Origin of the sequence: Hymenobacter sp. CRA2, from assembly GCF_002007105.1 — a bacterium.
Classification (GTDB): Bacteria; Bacteroidota; Bacteroidia; order Cytophagales; family Hymenobacteraceae; genus Solirubrum.
This window is the reverse complement of sequence record NZ_MVBC01000004.1, coordinates 329,958-347,627: the sequence shown is the minus strand read 5'-3', so window position 1 is coordinate 347,627 and position 17,670 is coordinate 329,958. Positions and strand designations below refer to the sequence as shown.

General features: G+C 63.8%; 17 protein-coding genes. 2 read left to right on the top strand and 15 right to left on the bottom strand.

Features of this window, described 5'->3' with window-relative positions; all coding sequences use genetic code 11:
* Window positions 1–23 precede the first annotated feature (23 nt).
* Window positions 24–851, top strand: coding sequence for a hypothetical protein (locus tag B0919_RS09475; protein WP_078011990.1), 828 nt, complete (start codon window positions 24–26; stop codon window positions 849–851).
* Window positions 852–958: 107 nt separating this feature from the next.
* Here the strand turns inward: B0919_RS09475 and B0919_RS09470 are convergent, their stop codons facing one another.
* From B0919_RS09470 to B0919_RS09400, 15 genes are all read right to left on the bottom strand, one after another.
* The gene (locus tag B0919_RS09470) at window positions 959–2,107 is read right to left on the bottom strand and encodes a TlpA disulfide reductase family protein (RefSeq protein WP_078011989.1); all 1,149 of its coding nucleotides are present in this window, start codon (window positions 2,105–2,107) and stop codon (window positions 959–961) included.
* A gap of 102 nt (window positions 2,108–2,209) precedes the next feature.
* Window positions 2,210–3,298: a peroxiredoxin family protein gene (locus B0919_RS09465; protein ID WP_139362020.1), complete on the bottom strand. Its 1,089-nt coding sequence runs from the start codon at window positions 3,296–3,298 to the stop codon at window positions 2,210–2,212.
* A gap of 93 nt (window positions 3,299–3,391) precedes the next feature.
* Window positions 3,392–4,510: a TlpA disulfide reductase family protein gene (locus tag B0919_RS09460; RefSeq protein WP_176132958.1), complete on the bottom strand. Its 1,119-nt coding sequence runs from the start codon at window positions 4,508–4,510 to the stop codon at window positions 3,392–3,394.
* 110 nt (window positions 4,511–4,620) lie between these two features.
* Window positions 4,621–5,160, bottom strand: a complete 540-nt coding sequence (locus B0919_RS09455) for a hypothetical protein (RefSeq protein WP_176132956.1) — start codon at window positions 5,158–5,160, stop codon at window positions 4,621–4,623.
* Window positions 5,161–5,375: 215 nt separating this feature from the next.
* Entirely contained in the window at window positions 5,376–6,503 is a 1,128-nt protein-coding gene (locus B0919_RS09450; RefSeq protein ID WP_078011985.1) for a TlpA disulfide reductase family protein, read from the bottom strand.
* An 83-nt stretch (window positions 6,504–6,586) separates the two neighbouring features.
* Window positions 6,587–8,047 carry an Asp-tRNA(Asn)/Glu-tRNA(Gln) amidotransferase subunit GatB gene (gene gatB, locus B0919_RS09445; RefSeq protein ID WP_078011984.1) on the bottom strand — a complete coding sequence of 487 codons (1,461 nt, stop codon included), beginning with the start codon at window positions 8,045–8,047 and terminating at the stop codon, window positions 6,587–6,589.
* A gap of 112 nt (window positions 8,048–8,159) precedes the next feature.
* The gene (locus B0919_RS09440; protein WP_078011983.1) at window positions 8,160–8,945 is read right to left on the bottom strand and encodes an energy transducer TonB; all 786 of its coding nucleotides are present in this window, start codon (window positions 8,943–8,945) and stop codon (window positions 8,160–8,162) included.
* Between the two features lie 23 nt (window positions 8,946–8,968).
* Window positions 8,969–9,835 (bottom strand): energy transducer TonB, encoded by an 867-nt coding sequence (locus B0919_RS09435; RefSeq protein ID WP_078011982.1) that lies wholly within the window; start codon window positions 9,833–9,835, stop codon window positions 8,969–8,971.
* A gap of 40 nt (window positions 9,836–9,875) precedes the next feature.
* Complete coding sequence (locus B0919_RS09430; RefSeq protein ID WP_139362019.1) at window positions 9,876–10,709, bottom strand: hypothetical protein; 834 nt, start codon at window positions 10,707–10,709, stop codon at window positions 9,876–9,878.
* A 109-nt stretch (window positions 10,710–10,818) separates the two neighbouring features.
* Window positions 10,819–11,742, bottom strand: coding sequence for an SPFH domain-containing protein (locus B0919_RS09425; protein ID WP_078011980.1), 924 nt, complete (start codon window positions 11,740–11,742; stop codon window positions 10,819–10,821).
* A gap of 154 nt (window positions 11,743–11,896) precedes the next feature.
* Entirely contained in the window at window positions 11,897–12,622 is a 726-nt protein-coding gene (locus tag B0919_RS09420) for a hypothetical protein (RefSeq protein ID WP_078011979.1), read from the bottom strand.
* Window positions 12,623–12,806: 184 nt separating this feature from the next.
* Entirely contained in the window at window positions 12,807–13,625 is an 819-nt protein-coding gene (locus B0919_RS09415) for a TonB family protein (protein ID WP_078011978.1), read from the bottom strand.
* A gap of 90 nt (window positions 13,626–13,715) precedes the next feature.
* Window positions 13,716–14,681 carry a hypothetical protein gene (locus tag B0919_RS09410; RefSeq protein WP_078011977.1) on the bottom strand — a complete coding sequence of 322 codons (966 nt, stop codon included), beginning with the start codon at window positions 14,679–14,681 and terminating at the stop codon, window positions 13,716–13,718.
* Between the two features lie 33 nt (window positions 14,682–14,714).
* Window positions 14,715–15,521: an energy transducer TonB gene (locus B0919_RS09405; protein ID WP_078011976.1), complete on the bottom strand. Its 807-nt coding sequence runs from the start codon at window positions 15,519–15,521 to the stop codon at window positions 14,715–14,717.
* A 187-nt stretch (window positions 15,522–15,708) separates the two neighbouring features.
* Entirely contained in the window at window positions 15,709–16,440 is a 732-nt protein-coding gene (locus tag B0919_RS09400) for a DUF1963 domain-containing protein (protein WP_176132954.1), read from the bottom strand.
* A gap of 184 nt (window positions 16,441–16,624) precedes the next feature.
* Here B0919_RS09400 and B0919_RS09395 point away from each other — a divergent pair, with 184 nt between their 5' ends.
* Window positions 16,625–17,593, top strand: a complete 969-nt coding sequence (locus tag B0919_RS09395; RefSeq protein ID WP_078011974.1) for a S41 family peptidase — start codon at window positions 16,625–16,627, stop codon at window positions 17,591–17,593.
* Window positions 17,594–17,670: the final 77 nt, after the last annotated feature.

Here is a 17,670-nt window from a genome sequence, read left to right as displayed (position 1 = left end):
TTCACTTTCCGCGCCCGTACCCCGTGGATGACGCTACCCTTTCCTTCTACCAGCAGCTGTACGCCGGCACGCCGCTCTACGTAGTGCCCGAACCCGGCTCGGTAGCCCTTGCGGCCGTTCAGGCTGCCGCGCCACCGACTCCCGCGGCCGTGCCGCCTCCGGCAACTGCCCCCGCGGCTCCGGCCGTGGTAGTCGAGGCCCCGGTGGCGCAGCCGGTCGTTGCCGCCTCGATGTCGCCGGAGCCAGCCCCGGCTGCCCCCGGCCGCCTGCCGTCCCTGGCCGACCTAAAGGCATCCCGTCTGCAGGCCGCGGCCCCGCCAGCGCCTTCAGCCCCGGCTCCTCCCGTCGACGCCCCGCAGGCCACTTCTGCGCCTGCTCCGCCAACGGCGCCTTCGATTACTGCCTCTGTGCCTGCCGCACCTGCGGCGCCACCCGTTGCGGCGCAGCGCCCGCCGGTGGAGTTCGATACCCTTGGCAGCAACGCCAACGGGCTGGTACTACTGGTGCGCCTGGAAGACCCCACACGCCTGCCGCGGGTACAGCGCAACGTGTTTCTCAACAACATGCTCAAGGCCATTCAGCGCGTGATGGAAGAGTGCGTTATCGTCAACGTCCGTTCGCCGTACCCGGTGAGCCTGGAGGAGCTGCGGGCCCGGGGGCTGGCCGTGCGCGAAGTCATTGGCTTTGGCAAAAACCTGCTCGACGTGGCCACCAAGCGCACGGAGCCCTACGAGCCCGTGCGCATCGGCGACGTGGCCTACCTGCCCGCGGCCGACGTAGAAATCATCGAATACGACAACGGGCGCAAAAAACAGCTCTGGCAGGCCTTGCAGCGCATGTTTTTGGCCTAAATAGCCGAAGCGCACTGCACTGGTTCTGTGCTGATACGAAAAAGGGCCTTCCCGCGCGGGAAGGCCCTTTGTTCTTGATGTATGGTCAGCTTTTTACAGCTACCCTACTACTTCAGTACCGAAGCCAGCTTAGCAGTAAGGGCTTCGCCGCGCAGGTTCTTGGCGATGATGCGGCCCTGCGGGTCGAGCAGGAAGTTCATCGGGATGGACTGCACGCCGTAGGCCTGACCGGCAGCCGACTGCCAGCCCTTCAGGTCCGAAACGTGGGTCCACGTCAGGCCGTCGGCTTGAATGGCCTTTTCCCACTTGCCCTTGTCCTGGTCCAGCGACACGCCGTAAACGGTGAATTTCTTGTCCTTATACTGCTGATAGGTGCGCACCACGTTGGGGTTTTCCTGGCGGCAGGGCCCGCACCACGAAGCCCAGAAGTCCAGCAGCACGTACTTGCCGCGCAGGCTGCTCAGGCTCACGGTTTTGCCCTCGGGCGTAGCCAGCTTGATGTCGGGGGCTACGGTGCCCACGGCGGTTTTGCGCAAGGGCTCCAGCGTCTGCACCAAGGACTTGGTGTAGCTCGCGTTGGGCTGGGCTTTTTTCAGCTGCGTGGCCACCGAGTCGGCAAAGCCGAAGTTCTCGTCGGCGTTGATGATTTGCGGGTTGCTCAGGGCAAAAGCCGACACCACCGACGTGGGGTTCTTGCGCACCAGCGCCTTCAGCGCGGCCGTGTTGCGGGCCTGCACGGTATAGAACTGCGCCTCAATGCGCTGCATGGAGTCCTGCCGGCCCGCCTGCGCGTTCGTCTGGTAGCGCTGCATGATGCCCTGCATCTGCCCGTTGGCGCGCTGCATGTGGCCGGTGAGCTGCTGCAGCATTTCCGAGTCCTTGGAACCCTTCACCGAGTAATCAGCCGAAAGCTTCTGGGCGTCGCCGGTCAGCTGCAGCTTGGTTTGGTTATCAAGGGCCAGCAGCACTTGGTTCGGCTCGTTGAGCTTGATCTGGTACAGCCCGGCCTCGGCGGCGGTGCCGCGGAAGGTGAAGCGGCCCTGCGCGTCGGTAGTGGCCGTATCGCGCGACACGAACTGGTTGTTGGTCAGCTCGGACAGGTACACCTTGGTGCCCGCGGCGGCGTTGCGCAGCTGGCCGGTAATTTCGAAGCCGGGGCCGCCCGCGGCAGTAGTATTGGACGACGAAGCGTCGGTGCAGGCGGCGGCGCTCAGCAGCGAGGCTACCAGAATCAGGCTGGTCATAGGGTATTTCATGAAGGCAAAGACAACGGCACGGCTACGCGCACCGGGCTAACAACAGTGCAAGTTGCTGATTTGTCCCGAACTGTGCACGGCCTTCTTGTCGCGCCGGCACCGCTACGGCAGCAATTGGCGCAACTGCTGGTCCAGCTCATTCAGTTCCAGCCCGATACCGAGCAGCTTGCCCTCGGGGTCGATGAGCACGAAGCTGGGCGACTTGTTGAAGCCCAGCGCCTCGGGCAACCGGCCGCGGTAGCCCTGCGCCTCCCGCGCCTGCGGCCAGCGCACGGCCGGCTCGCGCTGCACGGCGGCCTGCCACAGCAGCATATCGGGCGTAAGGGCCACGCTCACCAGCTCTGCCGGCCGCCCCTGCAGGCGCTGATACAGCGGCACCAGATCGGTGAGCTGGCTGCCCGGCGCCATCACCACTTTCGCCGGGTCCAGGCTCGACGGGTGCCAGAAATGCAGCACCACGTAGCGGCCGCGCAGGCTGGCCAGCCGCAACGAGTCGCTGCCCGCGGCGGTAGCCAGGGCAAAGTTGGGCGCCAGCTGCCCGGGCTGCAGCTCCGGCAGGCGGCGCTGGCGGGCCAGCAGGCGCTGGGTGAAGCGCGAGTTGGGCTGGTGTTGGCGCAGCACCGTCGTTATCGAATCGACAAACACGCGCTGCTCCGGCTCCTGGGCCAGGTAGGCGCTGGTCCACCAGGCGGCCTGAAACGAATCGAGGTGGCGGCGCACCAGCTGGCGCATACGGGCCTGGGCCTGCGCTACTTTGTCCGGCTTGCCCGCCCGCTTATCGGCAGACGCCTGCCGGAACAAGCCACTGAACTCGTCTTCCCTATCCGTTTCGGGCGAGCCGGTGAAGCGGCCGCCCATCATCTTGATCGGACCCGTCGGCAGCATATCGCCCTTAAAGGTGACCCTACGCCCGGGCGCCAGCGGCACCGGCCAGTAGCCGCCCGGCCGGCCCGAGAACTGCAGCCGGTAGTACTCCGGTCCGGCGCTGAGCGGTACCTGCAGGGCAAAGCGGCCTTTGGCATCGAGCTGTACCGAGTCGAGGCAATTGACAGACACCAGCTTCACCTCCGGCGGATAGACGTACGCCCAGGTGCCGGGCGGCGCGTGTTCGGCGCGGCCACTGAGCTGGCAGGTTTCCGGAGCGCCACCGAATGCGGCCGCCAGGCAGCCGCCCAACAACAAAGAATACATAGAAAAGAATAGATATTCAGACCAAAGCAACGAAAAAGCCCGCCAACGACCAACGCCGGCGGGGCTTAAGCTTCGGGCCGCAGCGGAGGGTTATCAGGGCAGCAGCGCCGCTACTTTCTTTGCCAGCGCTTCGCCGCGCAGGTTCTTGGCGATGATGCGTCCCTGCGGATCAATCAGCACGGTGGCGGGAATGGACTGCACGCCGTAGGCCTGCCCGGCCTTGGATTGCCAGCCTTTCAGGTCCGAGACGTGGGTCCACGTGAGTCCATCCGCCCGGATAGCCTTGAGCCACTTGTCCTTGTCCTGATCCAGGGACACGCCGTAGATTTCGAAGCCTTTGTTTTTGTAAGCGTTGTAGAGGCGCACCACGTTGGGGTTTTCCTGACGGCAGGGTCCGCACCAGGAGGCCCAGAAATCAATCATGACGTACTTGCCGCGCAGGCTACTGAGCGGAATCAACTGCCCATCGGCGCCGGCCAACTGAATGTCGGGGGCCAGCGCGCCCACGGCGGTGGCTTGCTGCCGCGCCTGGTGCTCCAGCAGCGCCTTAGTGTAGCGCGAAAGGGGTTGTACCTTCTGGTACACGGCCGTCACGGAGTCCAGAAACGCGGCCTGTGCCTGGTTGCCGAGCAGGGTCAGGGCGGCGTACGGGGCCAGGTACGAGGCGGGCTGCCGGGCCAGGCGCTTGGCGCGGTTCTCGGCCTCCGCTTCCAGCGCCTCGAACTGTCGTTCGATGGCCGCTTTCGTGGCCTCGTCCTGAGCGGCCCTGTAGGGTCCGGTCAGGGCGCGCAGCTGCTCCATGTTGCGCATGCGGGCCTGCTGAAAGCTGAAGTAGGTATCGGCTTCGGCCGAGCCGCGCACGGCTCCGGTTTGCACCAGTCGGGTGGCGTCGCCGCTGACCTGCAGCTTACTGCCGGCCGCGAGCGGCAGGCCCATCGCCTCCTGCTGCTTCTCCACCGCCAGGTAATACACGGCCGCATCGGGCACGCGGGCGCGCAGCCGGAAGCGGCCCTGCCCGTCCACCGTAGCCGAGTCAAGCCGCATGGAGCGACCGTTGCCGGCATCCACCACGTACACTTTCGTACCCGCGGGAGCGTTCTGCAGCTTGCCGCTGATTTCCACGTTGGGCTTGGCGTTGGGCAGTTTGGCGCGCTGGGCCATGGCCGGCACGGCCAGCAGGGCCGCAGCCAGGAAGGGATAGATTTTCGGCATCGTGGTAACGGTTAGCCTGAGCAGAGTAGATGGCGGCAAGATAAGCGACGGGACTTCAGAACCCGGCAACCAGGAGCCTCGCGGCATAAGCGTAGCGCTGGTGCTGCTAACTAAGGATGCATCCGGCCGTCGAAAGCAATGAGTTCGGTAATAAAGTACGCCGGCACCTGCACCGTAATTACCGGGTGGGCGTGTCGGCGCGGACGGTAACGCAAATCCAGTACCCGTAGTGAGATGGTGCCCAACGATATACACTTAAACCTGGCCCGCCCCAGGTAAAATCCGGGCCTTGGGTAGTAATGGTCGATAGAACGCCAGTAGCGCGAAACGTGCGGATACACTCCCTCGGAAAGGTGCACCTCCGCTTTGTCGAACGCACCGGGCCGCAACCGGGTACGCAGCTGGCGCAAGCGTACCGCCTGCTCATTGCCCAGAAAGTTGGCCGGCAGCGAGGCAAAGCTTCCAAAATATACCCCGCGGGCTAACGCCTGCCGGTAGCTGAAGCGCCGCCCGGGCGTGTACGCCACCAGCCACGTCTCGCCCAGCGTAGAGATGGGCAGCCCCAGGACATCCCGGGGACTTTGTTTTCTATTCTCGGCTGTCCGGTAAAGCTGAAAATTGGGGCTGGCTACCCACGCGTCGTACAGCACGGTATCGACCTGCGCACGGCTAGTCAGCGAACAACCGACTAACCACAGCCCCAGGGTAGCCCCACAACAGTTGCGGCCGCCGGCCAATATTCGCTCTAGCATAGGGTACACATTAGGAACCGCACAATGCCCCTCGGCTACGCTCGAAAGTCGCGGTGTTGAAGCTTATAGGCGGATTTGATAGCGGGGCTTGCCGCGGTAAGCCCCGCTCTGTTTCAGGGCAGCAGCTCGGCCAGTTTTTTCTCCAGCGCCTCGCCGCTCAGGTTCTTGGCGATGATGCGCCCCTCCCGATCCAGTAAAAAGGTAGTCGGATACGCGATGATGTCGTAGCGGCTGGCGGCCACACTTTGCTCGCCGGGAGGATCAATGACTTGCGTCCACGTCACGCCGTCCTGCTCGATGGCCTTGGTCCAGTCGGCCTTTTTGCTGTCAACTGATACGCCGTACACTTCGAAGCCTTTGGGTTGGTAGCGCCGGTACAGCTGCGCCAGATGGGCATTTTCCTGGCGGCAGGGCCCGCACCAGGAGGCCCAGAAATCGAGCAGCACGTACTTGCCGCGCAGGCTGCTCAGGCTCACAAGCTGCCCTTGCGGATTGGTCAGCAGCACCGCCGGAGCCGGTTGTCCGATGGCTGTGGCGCGGCGGATAGTTTGGTATTTCAGCAGCCGCTGGGTGTAGGGCGAGGCGGGCCACTGCCGGGCGTAGCGCGCGGTAGCCGAGTCGACAAAAGCCACATCGGACCCGACCCCACTCAGGAAAGTGGCCACGACATAAGGCGCCAGATACGACGAGTGGCGTGCCACCCGCAGCGACGACGCGCCGAAAGCAGCCATGGTGCCGTCCCAGTCGCGCTGAATGCGCCGCTGGACGGCAGTGTCGGCGTTTTGGCCGCGCTGCTGCGCCAGCTCCTCAATGTGGGCCATCAGCCGCGCATGCTCCCGGTTCATGGCCGACAGCGCTACTGCTTCGGCGGAACCCGTTACCTCCCCGGTACGCCAGAGCTGGGTGGCATCGGCGCGTACCTGCAGGCGGCTGCTGGGGGCCAGGGCCAGGTTGGTGGTCCGTTGCTGCCCCCGCACCCGCAGCATGTACACATCCGGGCCAGGTACCGAGCCGCGCAGCTGAAACCGCCCGGCTGCATCCGTGGTAGCGGAGTCAATAACGACTTGCTCGTGGCTGATGTGCGCCAGAAGCACGCGCGTGCCGGCCGGCGCGTGGGTGAGCCGGCCGCGCACTTCGTAGTTGGTAGTAGCCTTCGGGGCGGCAGCGGGTTTGCGCTGGGCCCAGCCCGGCAACGTAACAGCGGTGGCCAGCGCGAGCAGCGCCAGTTTGGTCGGATACATACCAGAAGAATAAGCAGGTAAAAAAGAACCCCACCCGTGGAGGCCAGCGGGTGGGGTTTGGGTTGCAAGGCAGCGGCCAGGAATTAGGCCTGCTCCAGCTTGTCGCGCAGCAGCTGGTTGGCCAGCTTGGGGTCGGCCTTGCCCTTGGTGAGCTTCATCAGCTCGCCCATGAACATGCCGGTCAACGACTTTTTGCCGGCGCGGTACTCGGCTACTTTGGCCGGGTTGGCGTCGAGCACCTGCTGCACCATGGCTTCCAGCTCGCCCGAATCGGCTTGCTGCAGCAGGCCCAGCTGCTCGGCCGCTTCGGCGGCCGACTGCGCGGCGTGCTCCAGCAGGTGCGGAAACAGCTGCTTCGACGCCACGGAGTGGTTGATTTTGCCCGCGTCGATCAGGCCGATGATGTCGGCCAGGTGCTGGGGCTTCAGCGGAAACTCGCCGATGGTGAGGGCGCGCTCGTTCAGGAAGGACTTCACCGGGCCCGAAATCCAGTTGGCAGCGGCCTTGGCGTTGGGCGTCAGGCGCGTCAGCTCGTCGAAGAAGAGGGCAATGTCCTTCTCGGCGATGAGCACATTGGCGTCGTAATCCGAAAGGCCCAGCTCGCCGGTGAAGCGGGCGTAGAGCTGCTGCGGCAGGGCCGGCAGCTCGCTCTGCACGCGGTGCAGCCAGGCGTCGTCCACGATGACCGGGGGCAGGTCGGGCTCCGGGAAGTACCGGTAGTCGTTCATCGTTTCCTTGGTACGCTGGGCCTGCGTGGTGCCGGTGGTGGCGTCGAAACCGCGCGTCTGGCTGATGACTTCCTCGCCGGCTTCGAGCAGGGCAATCTGCCGCTCGATTTCGTGCTCGATGGCGCGCTGCACGTTGCGGAAGGAGTTCATGTTCTTCACCTCCACCTTGGTGCCGAACTTCGTGGAGCCCACGGGCATCACCGAAATGTTGGCGTCGCAGCGCAGGGAGCCTTCCTCCATGTTGCCGTCGCAGATGTCGAGGTACTGCACCAGCTTCTTGATTTCCGAGAGGTAGGCGTAGGCCTCGTCGGCGTCGCGAATATCGGGCTCCGACACGATTTCGATGAGGGGCACGCCGGCGCGGTTCAAGTCCACCAGCGTTTCCGTCTCGCCCGCCAGGTGCATCGACTTGCCCGCGTCCTCTTCCATGTGGATGCGGGTGATGCCGATGGGCTTCACCGTGCCGTCCGAAAGGCGGATATCCACGTGGCCCTTGGTGCAGAGCGGTGTCTTGTCCTGGGTAATCTGGTAACCCTTGGGCAGGTCGGGGTAAAAGTAGTTTTTGCGCGCAAACAGGTTGTCACGCGTAATCTGGCAGTTCGTGGCCAGGCCCATTTTGATGGCGTACTCCACGGCCGTGCGGTTGATGCGCGGCAGCGTGCCGGGGTGGCCCAGGGTAATCACCGACAGGTTGGAGTTGGGCAGCGCGCCGTACTCGTTTTCGTCCGAGGAGTACATTTTGCTGCGGGTGAGCAGCTGCGCGTGCACTTCCAGACCGATGACGGGCTGGTATTTTGCTTTGATGCTTTCGTCCATGAATGAAACACAGGTTTCCGCGGCCGAACCCGGTTACCGGGATGGTTTGGGGCTGGCGCGGCGCGGAAGTAGGGCGTAAAAGTACGAAGCCAAACGGCTTTTCGGGCGCAGTTTACTCGAGGCGGAAAGTAACGGGTACGGTAAACACCACGTCGGCCGTTTCGCCATCGAGGCGGCCGGGCGTCCAACCGCTGAGCGTGCGCACCACCCGCAGGGCTTCCTCGTCGAGCAGCACGTGTGCGCCCTTGGTTACGCGCACGTTTTGCAGCTGGCCCTGCCGATCCACCACAAAGCCGATGTACACCTTGCCCTCGATGCCGTTCTGCTGAGCTTCGTCCGGGTACTTGGTGCGCTGGGTCACCGTCTGCATCAGGCCCCGAATGCCGCCGGGAAATTCGGGCAGCACGGTGTAGGGTCCGCACGACGCGGCTTTGCCATCGAGGCCGAAGCACTGAGCCGCCGTCTGCCGCCCGTCGGTGTACTGCTCCTGCCGGCGCAGCTGGCCGCTGGGGTAATAGGTGCGCAGCGCGCCGTGGCGCTTGTTCTGCCGAAATTCTTCTTCGGCCAGTAGCTGCCCGGTTTCGGAGTAGCGCCGCTCCGTTCCGTCCACGATTTGCTTACGCACGTGGGCGTAGGGCACCACCTGCCACGCCTTGCCGGAAGGGTAGTATGTGGTGATGGTTCCCCGGACCGAGTCCTGCATCTGCGTTTCGCGCCGAAAGCTGTGCCCCGGCCCAAAACTCAGATCGGAGTCCAGATTCTGCGCCCGAAAATACTCGTTGATGCTCGGACTGCCGGCTACCTGCGCGGCCGTAGTGCCCGGCCACAGGCCCAGCGTCAGCAGGAAGCCGACTACAAACCGGGCGGGCCTGGCCGGCTGCTTGGTGATGAAAAACACTGCTTAAAGAATGCTGCGGAGGCCTACTCGTCGGCGTTGGCCGCGGAGGCCGAACGACGGGTGGGATAATAGAAAAAGTCGCCTTCCATGACGGTGTTCACCGGCTGGCCTTCCTCGGTGGCGGGCGTCAGGCGGGGCAGCTTACGCACGGTTTCCAGCGCGGCGGGGCTCAGGGCTGCGTCGTCGGAGGCCAGCACGCGCGGGTTGCGCACGTAGCCCAGGCTATCGACCAGGAACGCCACGTGCACCACGGCATCGGTGGCGCGCACGTAGCCCTTGGGCAAAAACTGCGCGAACTGCCGCTGCATGGCCTGGAAAACTGCAGCTTGCCCGGCGCCCTTGCCTGGCAGCCTGGCCGCCGTCTGGTACGCGGGGCATTCGTCCAGAGCCTGCCCACCGGGGCCGAAACACTCGCTTTTCACCACCGTGCCGGCCTTGTTCTGCTGGTCGCGGCGCAGCTTGCCGTCGGGGTAGTAGGTTTTCATGGGGCCGTCGGGCTTGCCGAGGCGGTAGCTCACGTCTTCCTTCAGCTGCCCGCCGGAGTACCACTCGCGGCTGCGGGCGTGGGGCGTCACCCAGGGCAGGTCGCTGCTGAAGCCCGCGTCGAGCAGCGGCTGGTGGCCCTGCACGGTGAAGCGCCGCACGCGCCAGTGCACGCCGAGGCTGTCGGCGCGGCGCAGCACGTCGTAGGCATAGGCGCCCTGGGCCGAGGGCAGCGGCACGAGGTGACGGTCGAGGTAGCGCACGGCCACGCGCTGGCCTTCCAGCTGATCGGGCGCGGTAATGACCTTGGCCTGCGCGTGCGCGGCGGCAGCGGTCAGCAGGCCCAGGGCCCCGGTGAGGATACTCGCGCGTGTCGTCAGCCTGCCGATGAGTCGAAGTGTAGCCATGCGGCCAAGATAAGGGGCCGCCGGCACTCCAGCCACTCCCCTACGGCTTGCGGCGCCGGGCCACGGCCGAGGTATAGAGCACGAAGCCTTCGATGGGGTCGTGGGTGAGCTGGCCTTCCTGGCGGGCCGGCTCGAAGGCGGGCAGGTGGCGGATGGCCTCCAGCACGGCCGCGTTCAGGGCCGGGTCGTCGCCGCGCAGGATGCGCGGAGCAGTGGCGCGACCCAGCGTATCGACGTAAAACGCGAAGTACACCACGGCCCGCTCGGCGCGGTTGTAGCCGGCGGGCAGGTATTGCGGGTAGTCGTGGGTGAGCTGGGCCAGCACGTCGGCGCTGCTGCGGTCATTGGGGCGGCGCAGCTGCGCAAAGGTGTGGTAAGGCGGGCAGTCGATGGGCAGCCCGGCCGCATCGAAACACTCGCCGCGCACGGCTTTCTGCCGGGCGTAGTCCACGGTGCGGCGGGGCTTGCCGTCGGGGTAAAACGTCAGCTGCCGGCCCTCGGCGGCCCCTTTGCGGAAGGTTATCGTTTCGCGCAGCTGGCCGCTCGGGTACCATTGCCGGCTGGGCCCCTCGGGCTGGCCCCAGGGCAGGGCTCCACTAAAACCCAGATCCAGCAGCGGCCGGCCAGTACTCAGGTCGTAGCGCCGCACGTGCCAGCTGACGTCGGCGCTGTCCTTGCGCTGGATAACGTCGTAGCAGGCCGCGCCCTGGGCCGAGGGCAGCGGCGCCCACCACTGGTCGTAGTAGCGCAAGGCGGCGGGCTTGGCCTGCAATTCGTCCAGGATGGCCACGACGGGCAGGTTGGGGGGCTGCTGGGCCAGCAGCGGCCCGGCCGACAGGCCGCCCAACACACTCAGCAAGTAGGAAAGACGCATAGGCACACAGGTGGAGACTCGGCCTATAAACGCAAGGGCCGCACTTCCGTTGGCGGGAAGTGCGGCCCTGGTACAAGCGGGTGCAGCGCCACCGGCGGCGCGGCCCTGCTTACTGGCGAGGCGGCAGCTGCTGCATGGCCATCAGCTGCTGAATGCTTTTCTGCATGCCCTCGTTGGAGCCGTCGAGGAAAATGACGTTGCCCTGGCCCTGCTCGGCGAAGTGCTTGATGGCTTCGGTCCACATGGAGAAGTACACCAGTGAGGGGTCCAGGTTGTTTTCCGTCAGTTCCTGCACGGCGTGGGCCATACCCTTGGTGACTTCTTCGCGGAACAGCGCCACGCCCTGGCCGCGCAGCTGGGCGGCCACTTTCTCGGCTTCGGCGGCAATCTTGATGGCATTGCCCTCTGCTTCGGCGGCCTTGGTTTTGGTGATGAGCAGGGCCTGGCCTTCGTTTTCGGCGGCGGCGCGCAGGTTGTTCGAAGCCACCACCTTGGCCATGGAGCGCATGATTTCCTCGTCGAAGGCAATATCGTTGAGCTGCAAGTCGATGAGGTGGTAACCCCAGCTTTCCAGCGTCTGGTCGAGCTGGTCCTTGACGTGCGCCACGATTTCGCCGCGCAGGCTGAGCACCGCCGCCTGCCGCTGCGTGGCCACGAAAGCGCGGATACTGCCTTCCACCGTCCGGATCAGGGCCTGCATCAGGCTGACCTCGTCCACGAACTTGAAGGCCACGTTCTTGATGGACTCTTCTTCCTGGTTGAGCACCGCGTACACCAGCATGGCCTTGAAGTTCACGTTGGCCTGGTCGATGGTAATGGCCTGGAACTGCAGCTCCAGGGAGCGGTTCTGGATGCTGATGCGCTTGTAGATGAACTCAATAAAGGGCAGCTTGATGTTCAGGCCCGGACGCATCACGCGGCGGTACTTGCCGAAGGCCGTAACCACGGCCACGGTGCCCTGCTGCACCACCACAAACGAGAGCAGGAAAGCCAGCACCAGCAGTGCCAGCGGAATGAGAAGCAGTGTCGTCATGCGGCGGGAAAGGAGGTTGAGAATGAGGCCGGAAAGTACGCGCTTTAGCCGGACAGCCGCCCGGCAATTTCGACAAACGGCCAGCCACCCGGCGCCAACTCCCCGAGCGTAGCCCGCATCCGGCTGGCCGGGCTTTATCCTGACAGCGCCGCTCCTACTTCAGGTGCTCGTCGATTTGGCGGATGAGCTGGCGGCTGTGGTCCATCACTCCGTGGTAGATATGCACGATGCCGCGCATTTCGTCGCCGCGGTTCAGGTAGTTCTGCATCGGCGCGGCGGCCAGCACGGCGGGCAGGTTGCGCTGATCGGCGCTGAGGTGCGCGTCGAGGTAGCTGACCATGTTCTGCTGCTTGTAGGCCGTGTAAATGGCGGTGTTGTTGGTCAGGTGCGGAATCTGCTCCTGGTAATAGTCCAGAATGCTGTTGAGCAGCTCGTCGTTTTCGATAACATCCAGCCGCCCGGCGGACTTGAGCCCCTCGAAGCGCGAGTTGTTCGGAATCAACTGGGTGGAGTTACGCAGCGTCCAGCCGTAGGCTTTCAGGCTGTCCGGGTTGACGGTGGCTTGCGCATTCAGGCCGCGGAAATAATTAAAGGCCCGAATCTGCGTGATGTAGGAAGCCGAGTCGCCGCGCAGCTCCTGCAGGTCCTGGGTCAGGTCCTGGCGCAGGCCGGTGAGGAATTTGCGCTCCGTTTTGCGCTCCAGGGAGTGCTCGTGCCAGCTGTGCAGCTGAATGGAGAGCAAGATGGCAAACACGATGATGCCGATTTCGAGCAGAATTTCGGGTATCCGCTCCCGCCACGAGGCCTTCGGATGGGGGTGTTCTTCTTCCATGCCCAGGGCTTTTTTTCCGTGCTTTTTGATCAGGTCAACTTCAATCATGGTGGTCCGCGCCGGCCTACTCCAGGTTGTGGCACCCAAACTTACAACGGCCGACCCCGGCCCGCCAACCCGCCGGCGGGCTTTTAGGTCAACTCGCAGACTGCATCGGCACTAAGCGCGTGAGCGGCAGGAGGCTGAACCAAGAAACCGAAAATACCAGCGCTGTACCGAAGCCGCTTACCACCTACAGCCCAAAACGCCGCAGGGTCTTCAGCGTGCCCGATGCTTTGAACGTGATGGGCACCAGCATGGGTATGGGTTGCCGCTCGCCATCGATGCGGCCGGGGGTGAAAGCCGGCAGCGTGCGCACGGCCGCTACGGCGGCCGCATCCAGGGCCGGGCTGACGCTGTGCTGCACGTATACATCGACCACGTCGCCGCGGGCCGTGACGATGAAGCCGACGATTACCTGCCCCTCGGCGGCTTCCCGCTGGGCTTCGCGGGGGTACTCCAAGTGCTGGTTCAGGTGGGCCACCAGGGCCGCATCGCCGCCCGGAAACGCGGGGTTCTGGCGCAGCGGCACGTGGGGCTCCACCAAGGTGCCGTCGGGCGCGAAATACTGGCCCTTCACCAAACGGCCGTGGTCGTACAAATCGTTGCGCTTCAGCTGGCCCTCGGGATAATAGCTGCGGAAGTAGCCGTTGATCTGCCCGTCGTCGTTGGTGTACTGCAGGCGCGGCTGCCCGCCGGGGTAATACGTGCGCGCCGGTCCCTGCAGCACGCGGCGCTGGGCGTTGGCGTAGGTGGTTTCGGAGTACAGGGTGCCGTCGGGAAAGTAAAGCTGGGTGACGGCCGGGCGCGTGCCGGGGCCGGGCTGCATGATTTGGGTGTAGTAAGCCTCGGCGGCGGTCGGCACGGCTACCAGGTCGGCGTCGAAATAACGCACCATCGCATCGTGAATGCAGCCCGCGGACTCCCCTTTGGCCGGAGCGGCAGCTTGCTGGGCTTGCGCCGCGCCTGTTGCCCAAACCAAGATTAAAGCACTGAGAAGAAGTCGATTCATACCCGCAGATTTGGCTAAAGATAACACCCGCCGCCCGGCTATCAGCAGCCAGGCGGCGGGTGCACAGCCCTAGTGGTGGGGCCGATGGGCCTAGTCGTTCATCACCGGAATGTAGGCGGCCATAAAGGCGTTGCCAGCCCGGTTGTAGGCTTCGGTGAATTTCTGCCCGCCGGTGTTCAGCTGATTGATGCAGGTATTCATGGCCGTCACGTCGGCCTTGGTGAGCTGGTCTTTGCGCAGCATCAGCTGCTGCATCTGCACAAACTGCTTTTCACACATCCCGGCGTAAAAGGCAACCAGGTTTTTGGCCGCATCGCGGTACTGCGCGTCCTTGCCGCGGAAGGCCGGCACGGCGGCCAGGTCGGTCAGGGCCGCTTTGGCGTCGGTCTGCAGCTGCACGCGGGCGGCCTCGAAGCTGGCTGCGTCCTGGGCCCGCAGCGCGTCGGAGAGCAGGGCGTTGGCTTTTTCGGTGCGGAACTGGGCCAGGTACACCTTGTGCTGGTAGGCATTGACCTCCGATACCTGCGCCATGTACTGAGCCAGCTTCCGGCCCTCGGGGTCCTCGCCGATGGTCAGGCCGTGGCGCCGGGCAAAGCGCTGCTGGGCGGCGTCCACGGAGTCGTTGATGGCCTGCAGCTTGTGCTCGGCCACTTCCTGCAGCTTGAAGTACTGCTCCATGTTCTCCACGGTGGCCGTGCGGGTGCCGGCCAGCATGTCCACGGCTTTGTAGTCCTCGGAGTACACCTTCAGCAGCTGGTAAAAAGCCTCCGTGGTTTGCTCTTTGAAGCCCTTGTCGTCCTTGTACGCGGGCATTTTGGCCAGCTTGTTCAGGCTCAGCTCCGTCTGTTTGATCAACTCCACGCGCTTCGAATCGATTTTCTTCTCGTTGTCGGAGTGCGCCGCTTTGCTGATGTAGCGCAGGTTTTTCTTGAGCATGGCCCGTTGCTCGGCCACGATGTAGTTGTTGTACTCACCGGGGTTGGTGAACGTCTGCCCGGCCGCAGTCAGGCCAGTGACGGAAAGCACGGCCGCGAGGCCCAGGGTAGAAAGGCGCATAAGCTGGAAATGAAAAAAGTAAAAGAGACTTTATTAGAAATCGGCTTCGCTCGTTCGTTTCGAGCGGCGCGGCGCTGGGCCGGCGATGGTAAATGAAATGGGCACGGTGAATACCACCTCGACCGCAATGTCGTCTTGCCATCCGGGTTGCCACTGCGGCAGGCTGGCGACGACGCGGAGAGCCTCCGCGTCCAGCGCCGGGTGTAACCCCTGCCTGACCACCGGGTTGGTTACCCGCCCCAGCGAATCCACGACGAAGCTTACGAACACTTTTCCCTGCACCCGCTCCCGCAGCGCCGCGGCGGGGTAGCGCATGTTTTTGCCCAGATGCTGCATCAGCGCGTTCATTCCGCCGGGCATCTCGGGCATCCGCTCGAAAGCAAAGTAAGGCACCTCCCGCCCATCGGCGGCGTAGCAAGTACCGCCTTTGGATTTGTTGCCCACAAACTTTTCGCGGCGCTTGAGCTGGCCCGTCGGGTAATACACCAGCAACTCCCCTTCGCGCTTGCCGTGCACCCAGGTATCGCGCCAGTGCAGTTGCCCGTTGTCGTACCACCGCTCTGCTACCCCGTGCTGAATTCGCTTGCGGTGGTGCTCAAAAGGCGTGCGGACCACCCTGGCGCCCGCTGCGTTGTAGGTTGTTTCTATGGCCTGCAGGCTATCCGCAAACTGCGTTTCTACCCGCACGGCGGCACCTTCCGCCGAAGATAATTTCTGCCGTTTGGCGTCGTAGTATTCAGTTTCCGTGCGGAGTTCCGAGGCTGGAAGCTGCTGGGCCGTAGCTCCAACAGCCAGCGCGCCAAGCAGCAGCGTCCCTAACAGGCGTATAGGTAAATGCATGATTGAATAAAGAAGTCTATGTAAATGATCCGATGGGGCGGCACCAACCGCCGACGGTATGCAGGGTGTTAAAATTAGCACGCTAACTCTAAAATGTTCCGGCTGCTTGCGGTGCCTTGAAAGTCAAACACCACAAGCGGCCGGAATAGCCAGATGCGCGACGCGCTTTAGCCCAGCCGTCGGCGCCTCAGCAGCTTTGCAGCTGGAAGGAAATCTGCGTGGGGTCCTCCGGCTCGTAGCAGAAGTACAGCAGGCCGGAGTCGCCCCACATAAAGGCCTCATTGCTGTCGAATTGCAGCAGAAACTCACCCGTGGGGTAGGCTCCCTGCAGCCACTGCGCGTAGCCCCCGACCCAGGAGCCCAGGTCCGGCTCTGCGCCCAGCACGGCCTCCACGGCGGCGTTGTAGACTCTGCGCCACTTGTCGCCCCCGAGCTGCTGACACAAGGCGTACGTGCGGGCGCTGATCATGTCCAGTTCGTCGTCGTCGGGCAACGACTGCCGCGGCTGCGCGGTAATGGCGTAGTACTCGATAACGGGCAAGGCCGCCGGGCGCGGCACGTGCACCTGCTGCTCGGGACGAATAGCCGGGTAAACCTTGAACCGGTACTGCGCCTCGTCGCTGTCGTCGTACACGCCTTCCTCGCCGTGGTAATCGAGGTAAAACTGCACCACCGCGGCCGGAAAGGGCCAACCCAGCCGGCCGTCGTCGACCAGCTGAAAAATCAGCTCCAGCGGCTGGCCGGTATTGGGATTTATGGGCCAGGCTTCTTCGACCTCAAAGTACGGGTCGCCGCCGAAGTGCGAGAGCTGCTGCGTGGCCGCAGGCCGGGCGGCTGGGGCCACGACGAGCTGGCTTTGGGGCAACAGCAGCTTTTCCAGCTGCGCTTTCAGTTCCGGATTCAGGTCAGGGACTTTCATGGCGCAGTATACGCAAAGGCTCAGCTCGTCGCGGCTGCCAGCAGCCCTTTCAGCGCGGCGGCTTCGGTTTCGAGGGCTTTGGCCCGCAGGCGCAGCAGGTAGTACTAGGCGCTGAGGTCGGGTGGCAGAGTGGTGGGCTGGCTGGACAGCCAGCTGCATACTAAGCTTGTCTTACCTTGGACGTATGAAACGGCTACGCTACTTCTGCCTGTTCTTCTTCGTCGCGGCCTCATGTAGGGCAGAACCCAAACCTCCCTCACCGGCGGTGCGGAAATATCTGGAGGAGGTAATCAGTATCCTGCAAGCCAATTCCATTAATCGGACTGCCATCAACTGGGTAGCGTTCAAGCAGCAGGTGCTGGCTAAGGCCAGTAGCGCCAACACCATTGAGCAGGCCTATCCCGCAGTTGAAGCGGCCATTATGGCCCTGGGCGAAAAGCACAGCCTGTTTGTGCCCGCCCGCCTGGTGCAGAGGCCCCAAAAACCCACTGACAAGCAGCCCCCGGTATACCCCGACGAGCCGGTTCCGGGGGACATCGGCTACATCCGAATCCCCTGGGTTGTCGGCAGTCCGGAAAAGCTGAACGAGTACATAACCACCGTGCAAGCCCATATCAGGAAGCGGGACAAGCCTGCACTAAAAGGCTGGATCGTGGATTTGCGCGGGAATATGGGCGGGAATATGTGGCCGATGCTCGCGGGGGTAGGACCGATTTTGGGAGAAGATACGCTCGGCTATTGCTTTGACTCGTATGCTACCAAAACCGCGTGGCGATACGAAAAAGGGAAGGCCTTGGCGGACGGCGACGTAGAGGCAGAAGCGGCCAATTATTACACGCTGAAGTCGCCCAACCCGGTAGTGGCTGTGCTGACTGATACCCTGACGGCCAGTTCGGGCGAGGCCGTGGCGGTGGCTTTCAAAGCCCGCAAGCACACCCGAAGCTTTGGGGCGGGCACTTGCGGGGTATCGACCGTCAGAAACCGCTTTTACTTGTCCGATGGGTCTCTCATCTTACTGACAACGGCTGTATTCGCCGACCGCCGCCAGGTACGCTATGGTCACTCCCTAGCCCCTGACGAGCCTCTCCGGCCAGCGGAAGTGGTGCCGCGAGCCATCCAATGGATTAGAGAAGAATACCAAGCGAAACACTAAGTGGCCTGGTTATAGAAATAGTTACGGGGGCCGGTAAGGCGCACCTTTCTGACTCCTACCGCCGCGCAGCAGGAAGC

What these genes read in the sequence shown, in the direction of transcription:
- gatB (WP_078011984.1), bottom strand. Translation starts at nt 8,047, where the DNA reads ATGGACGAAAGCATCAAAGCAAAATACCAGCCCGTCATCGGTCTGGAA.
- B0919_RS09410 (WP_078011977.1), bottom strand. Translation starts at nt 14,681, where the DNA reads ATGCGCCTTTCTACCCTGGGCCTCGCGGCCGTGCTTTCCGTCACTGGC.
- B0919_RS09395 (WP_078011974.1), top strand. Translation starts at nt 16,625, where the DNA reads ATGAAACGGCTACGCTACTTCTGCCTGTTCTTCTTCGTCGCGGCCTCA.
- B0919_RS09450 (WP_078011985.1), bottom strand. Translation starts at nt 6,503, where the DNA reads ATGTATCCGACCAAACTGGCGCTGCTCGCGCTGGCCACCGCTGTTACG.
- B0919_RS09420 (WP_078011979.1), bottom strand. Translation starts at nt 12,622, where the DNA reads ATGATTGAAGTTGACCTGATCAAAAAGCACGGAAAAAAAGCCCTGGGC.
- B0919_RS09425 (WP_078011980.1), bottom strand. Translation starts at nt 11,742, where the DNA reads ATGACGACACTGCTTCTCATTCCGCTGGCACTGCTGGTGCTGGCTTTC.
- B0919_RS09405 (WP_078011976.1), bottom strand. Translation starts at nt 15,521, where the DNA reads ATGCATTTACCTATACGCCTGTTAGGGACGCTGCTGCTTGGCGCGCTG.
- B0919_RS09470 (WP_078011989.1), bottom strand. Translation starts at nt 2,107, where the DNA reads ATGAAATACCCTATGACCAGCCTGATTCTGGTAGCCTCGCTGCTGAGC.
- B0919_RS09430 (WP_139362019.1), bottom strand. Translation starts at nt 10,709, where the DNA reads ATGCGTCTTTCCTACTTGCTGAGTGTGTTGGGCGGCCTGTCGGCCGGG.
- B0919_RS09460 (WP_176132958.1), bottom strand. Translation starts at nt 4,510, where the DNA reads ATGCCGAAAATCTATCCCTTCCTGGCTGCGGCCCTGCTGGCCGTGCCG.
- B0919_RS09400 (WP_176132954.1), bottom strand. Translation starts at nt 16,440, where the DNA reads ATGAAAGTCCCTGACCTGAATCCGGAACTGAAAGCGCAGCTGGAAAAG.
- B0919_RS09465 (WP_139362020.1), bottom strand. Translation starts at nt 3,298, where the DNA reads ATGTATTCTTTGTTGTTGGGCGGCTGCCTGGCGGCCGCATTCGGTGGC.
- B0919_RS09435 (WP_078011982.1), bottom strand. Translation starts at nt 9,835, where the DNA reads ATGGCTACACTTCGACTCATCGGCAGGCTGACGACACGCGCGAGTATC.
- B0919_RS09415 (WP_078011978.1), bottom strand. Translation starts at nt 13,625, where the DNA reads ATGAATCGACTTCTTCTCAGTGCTTTAATCTTGGTTTGGGCAACAGGC.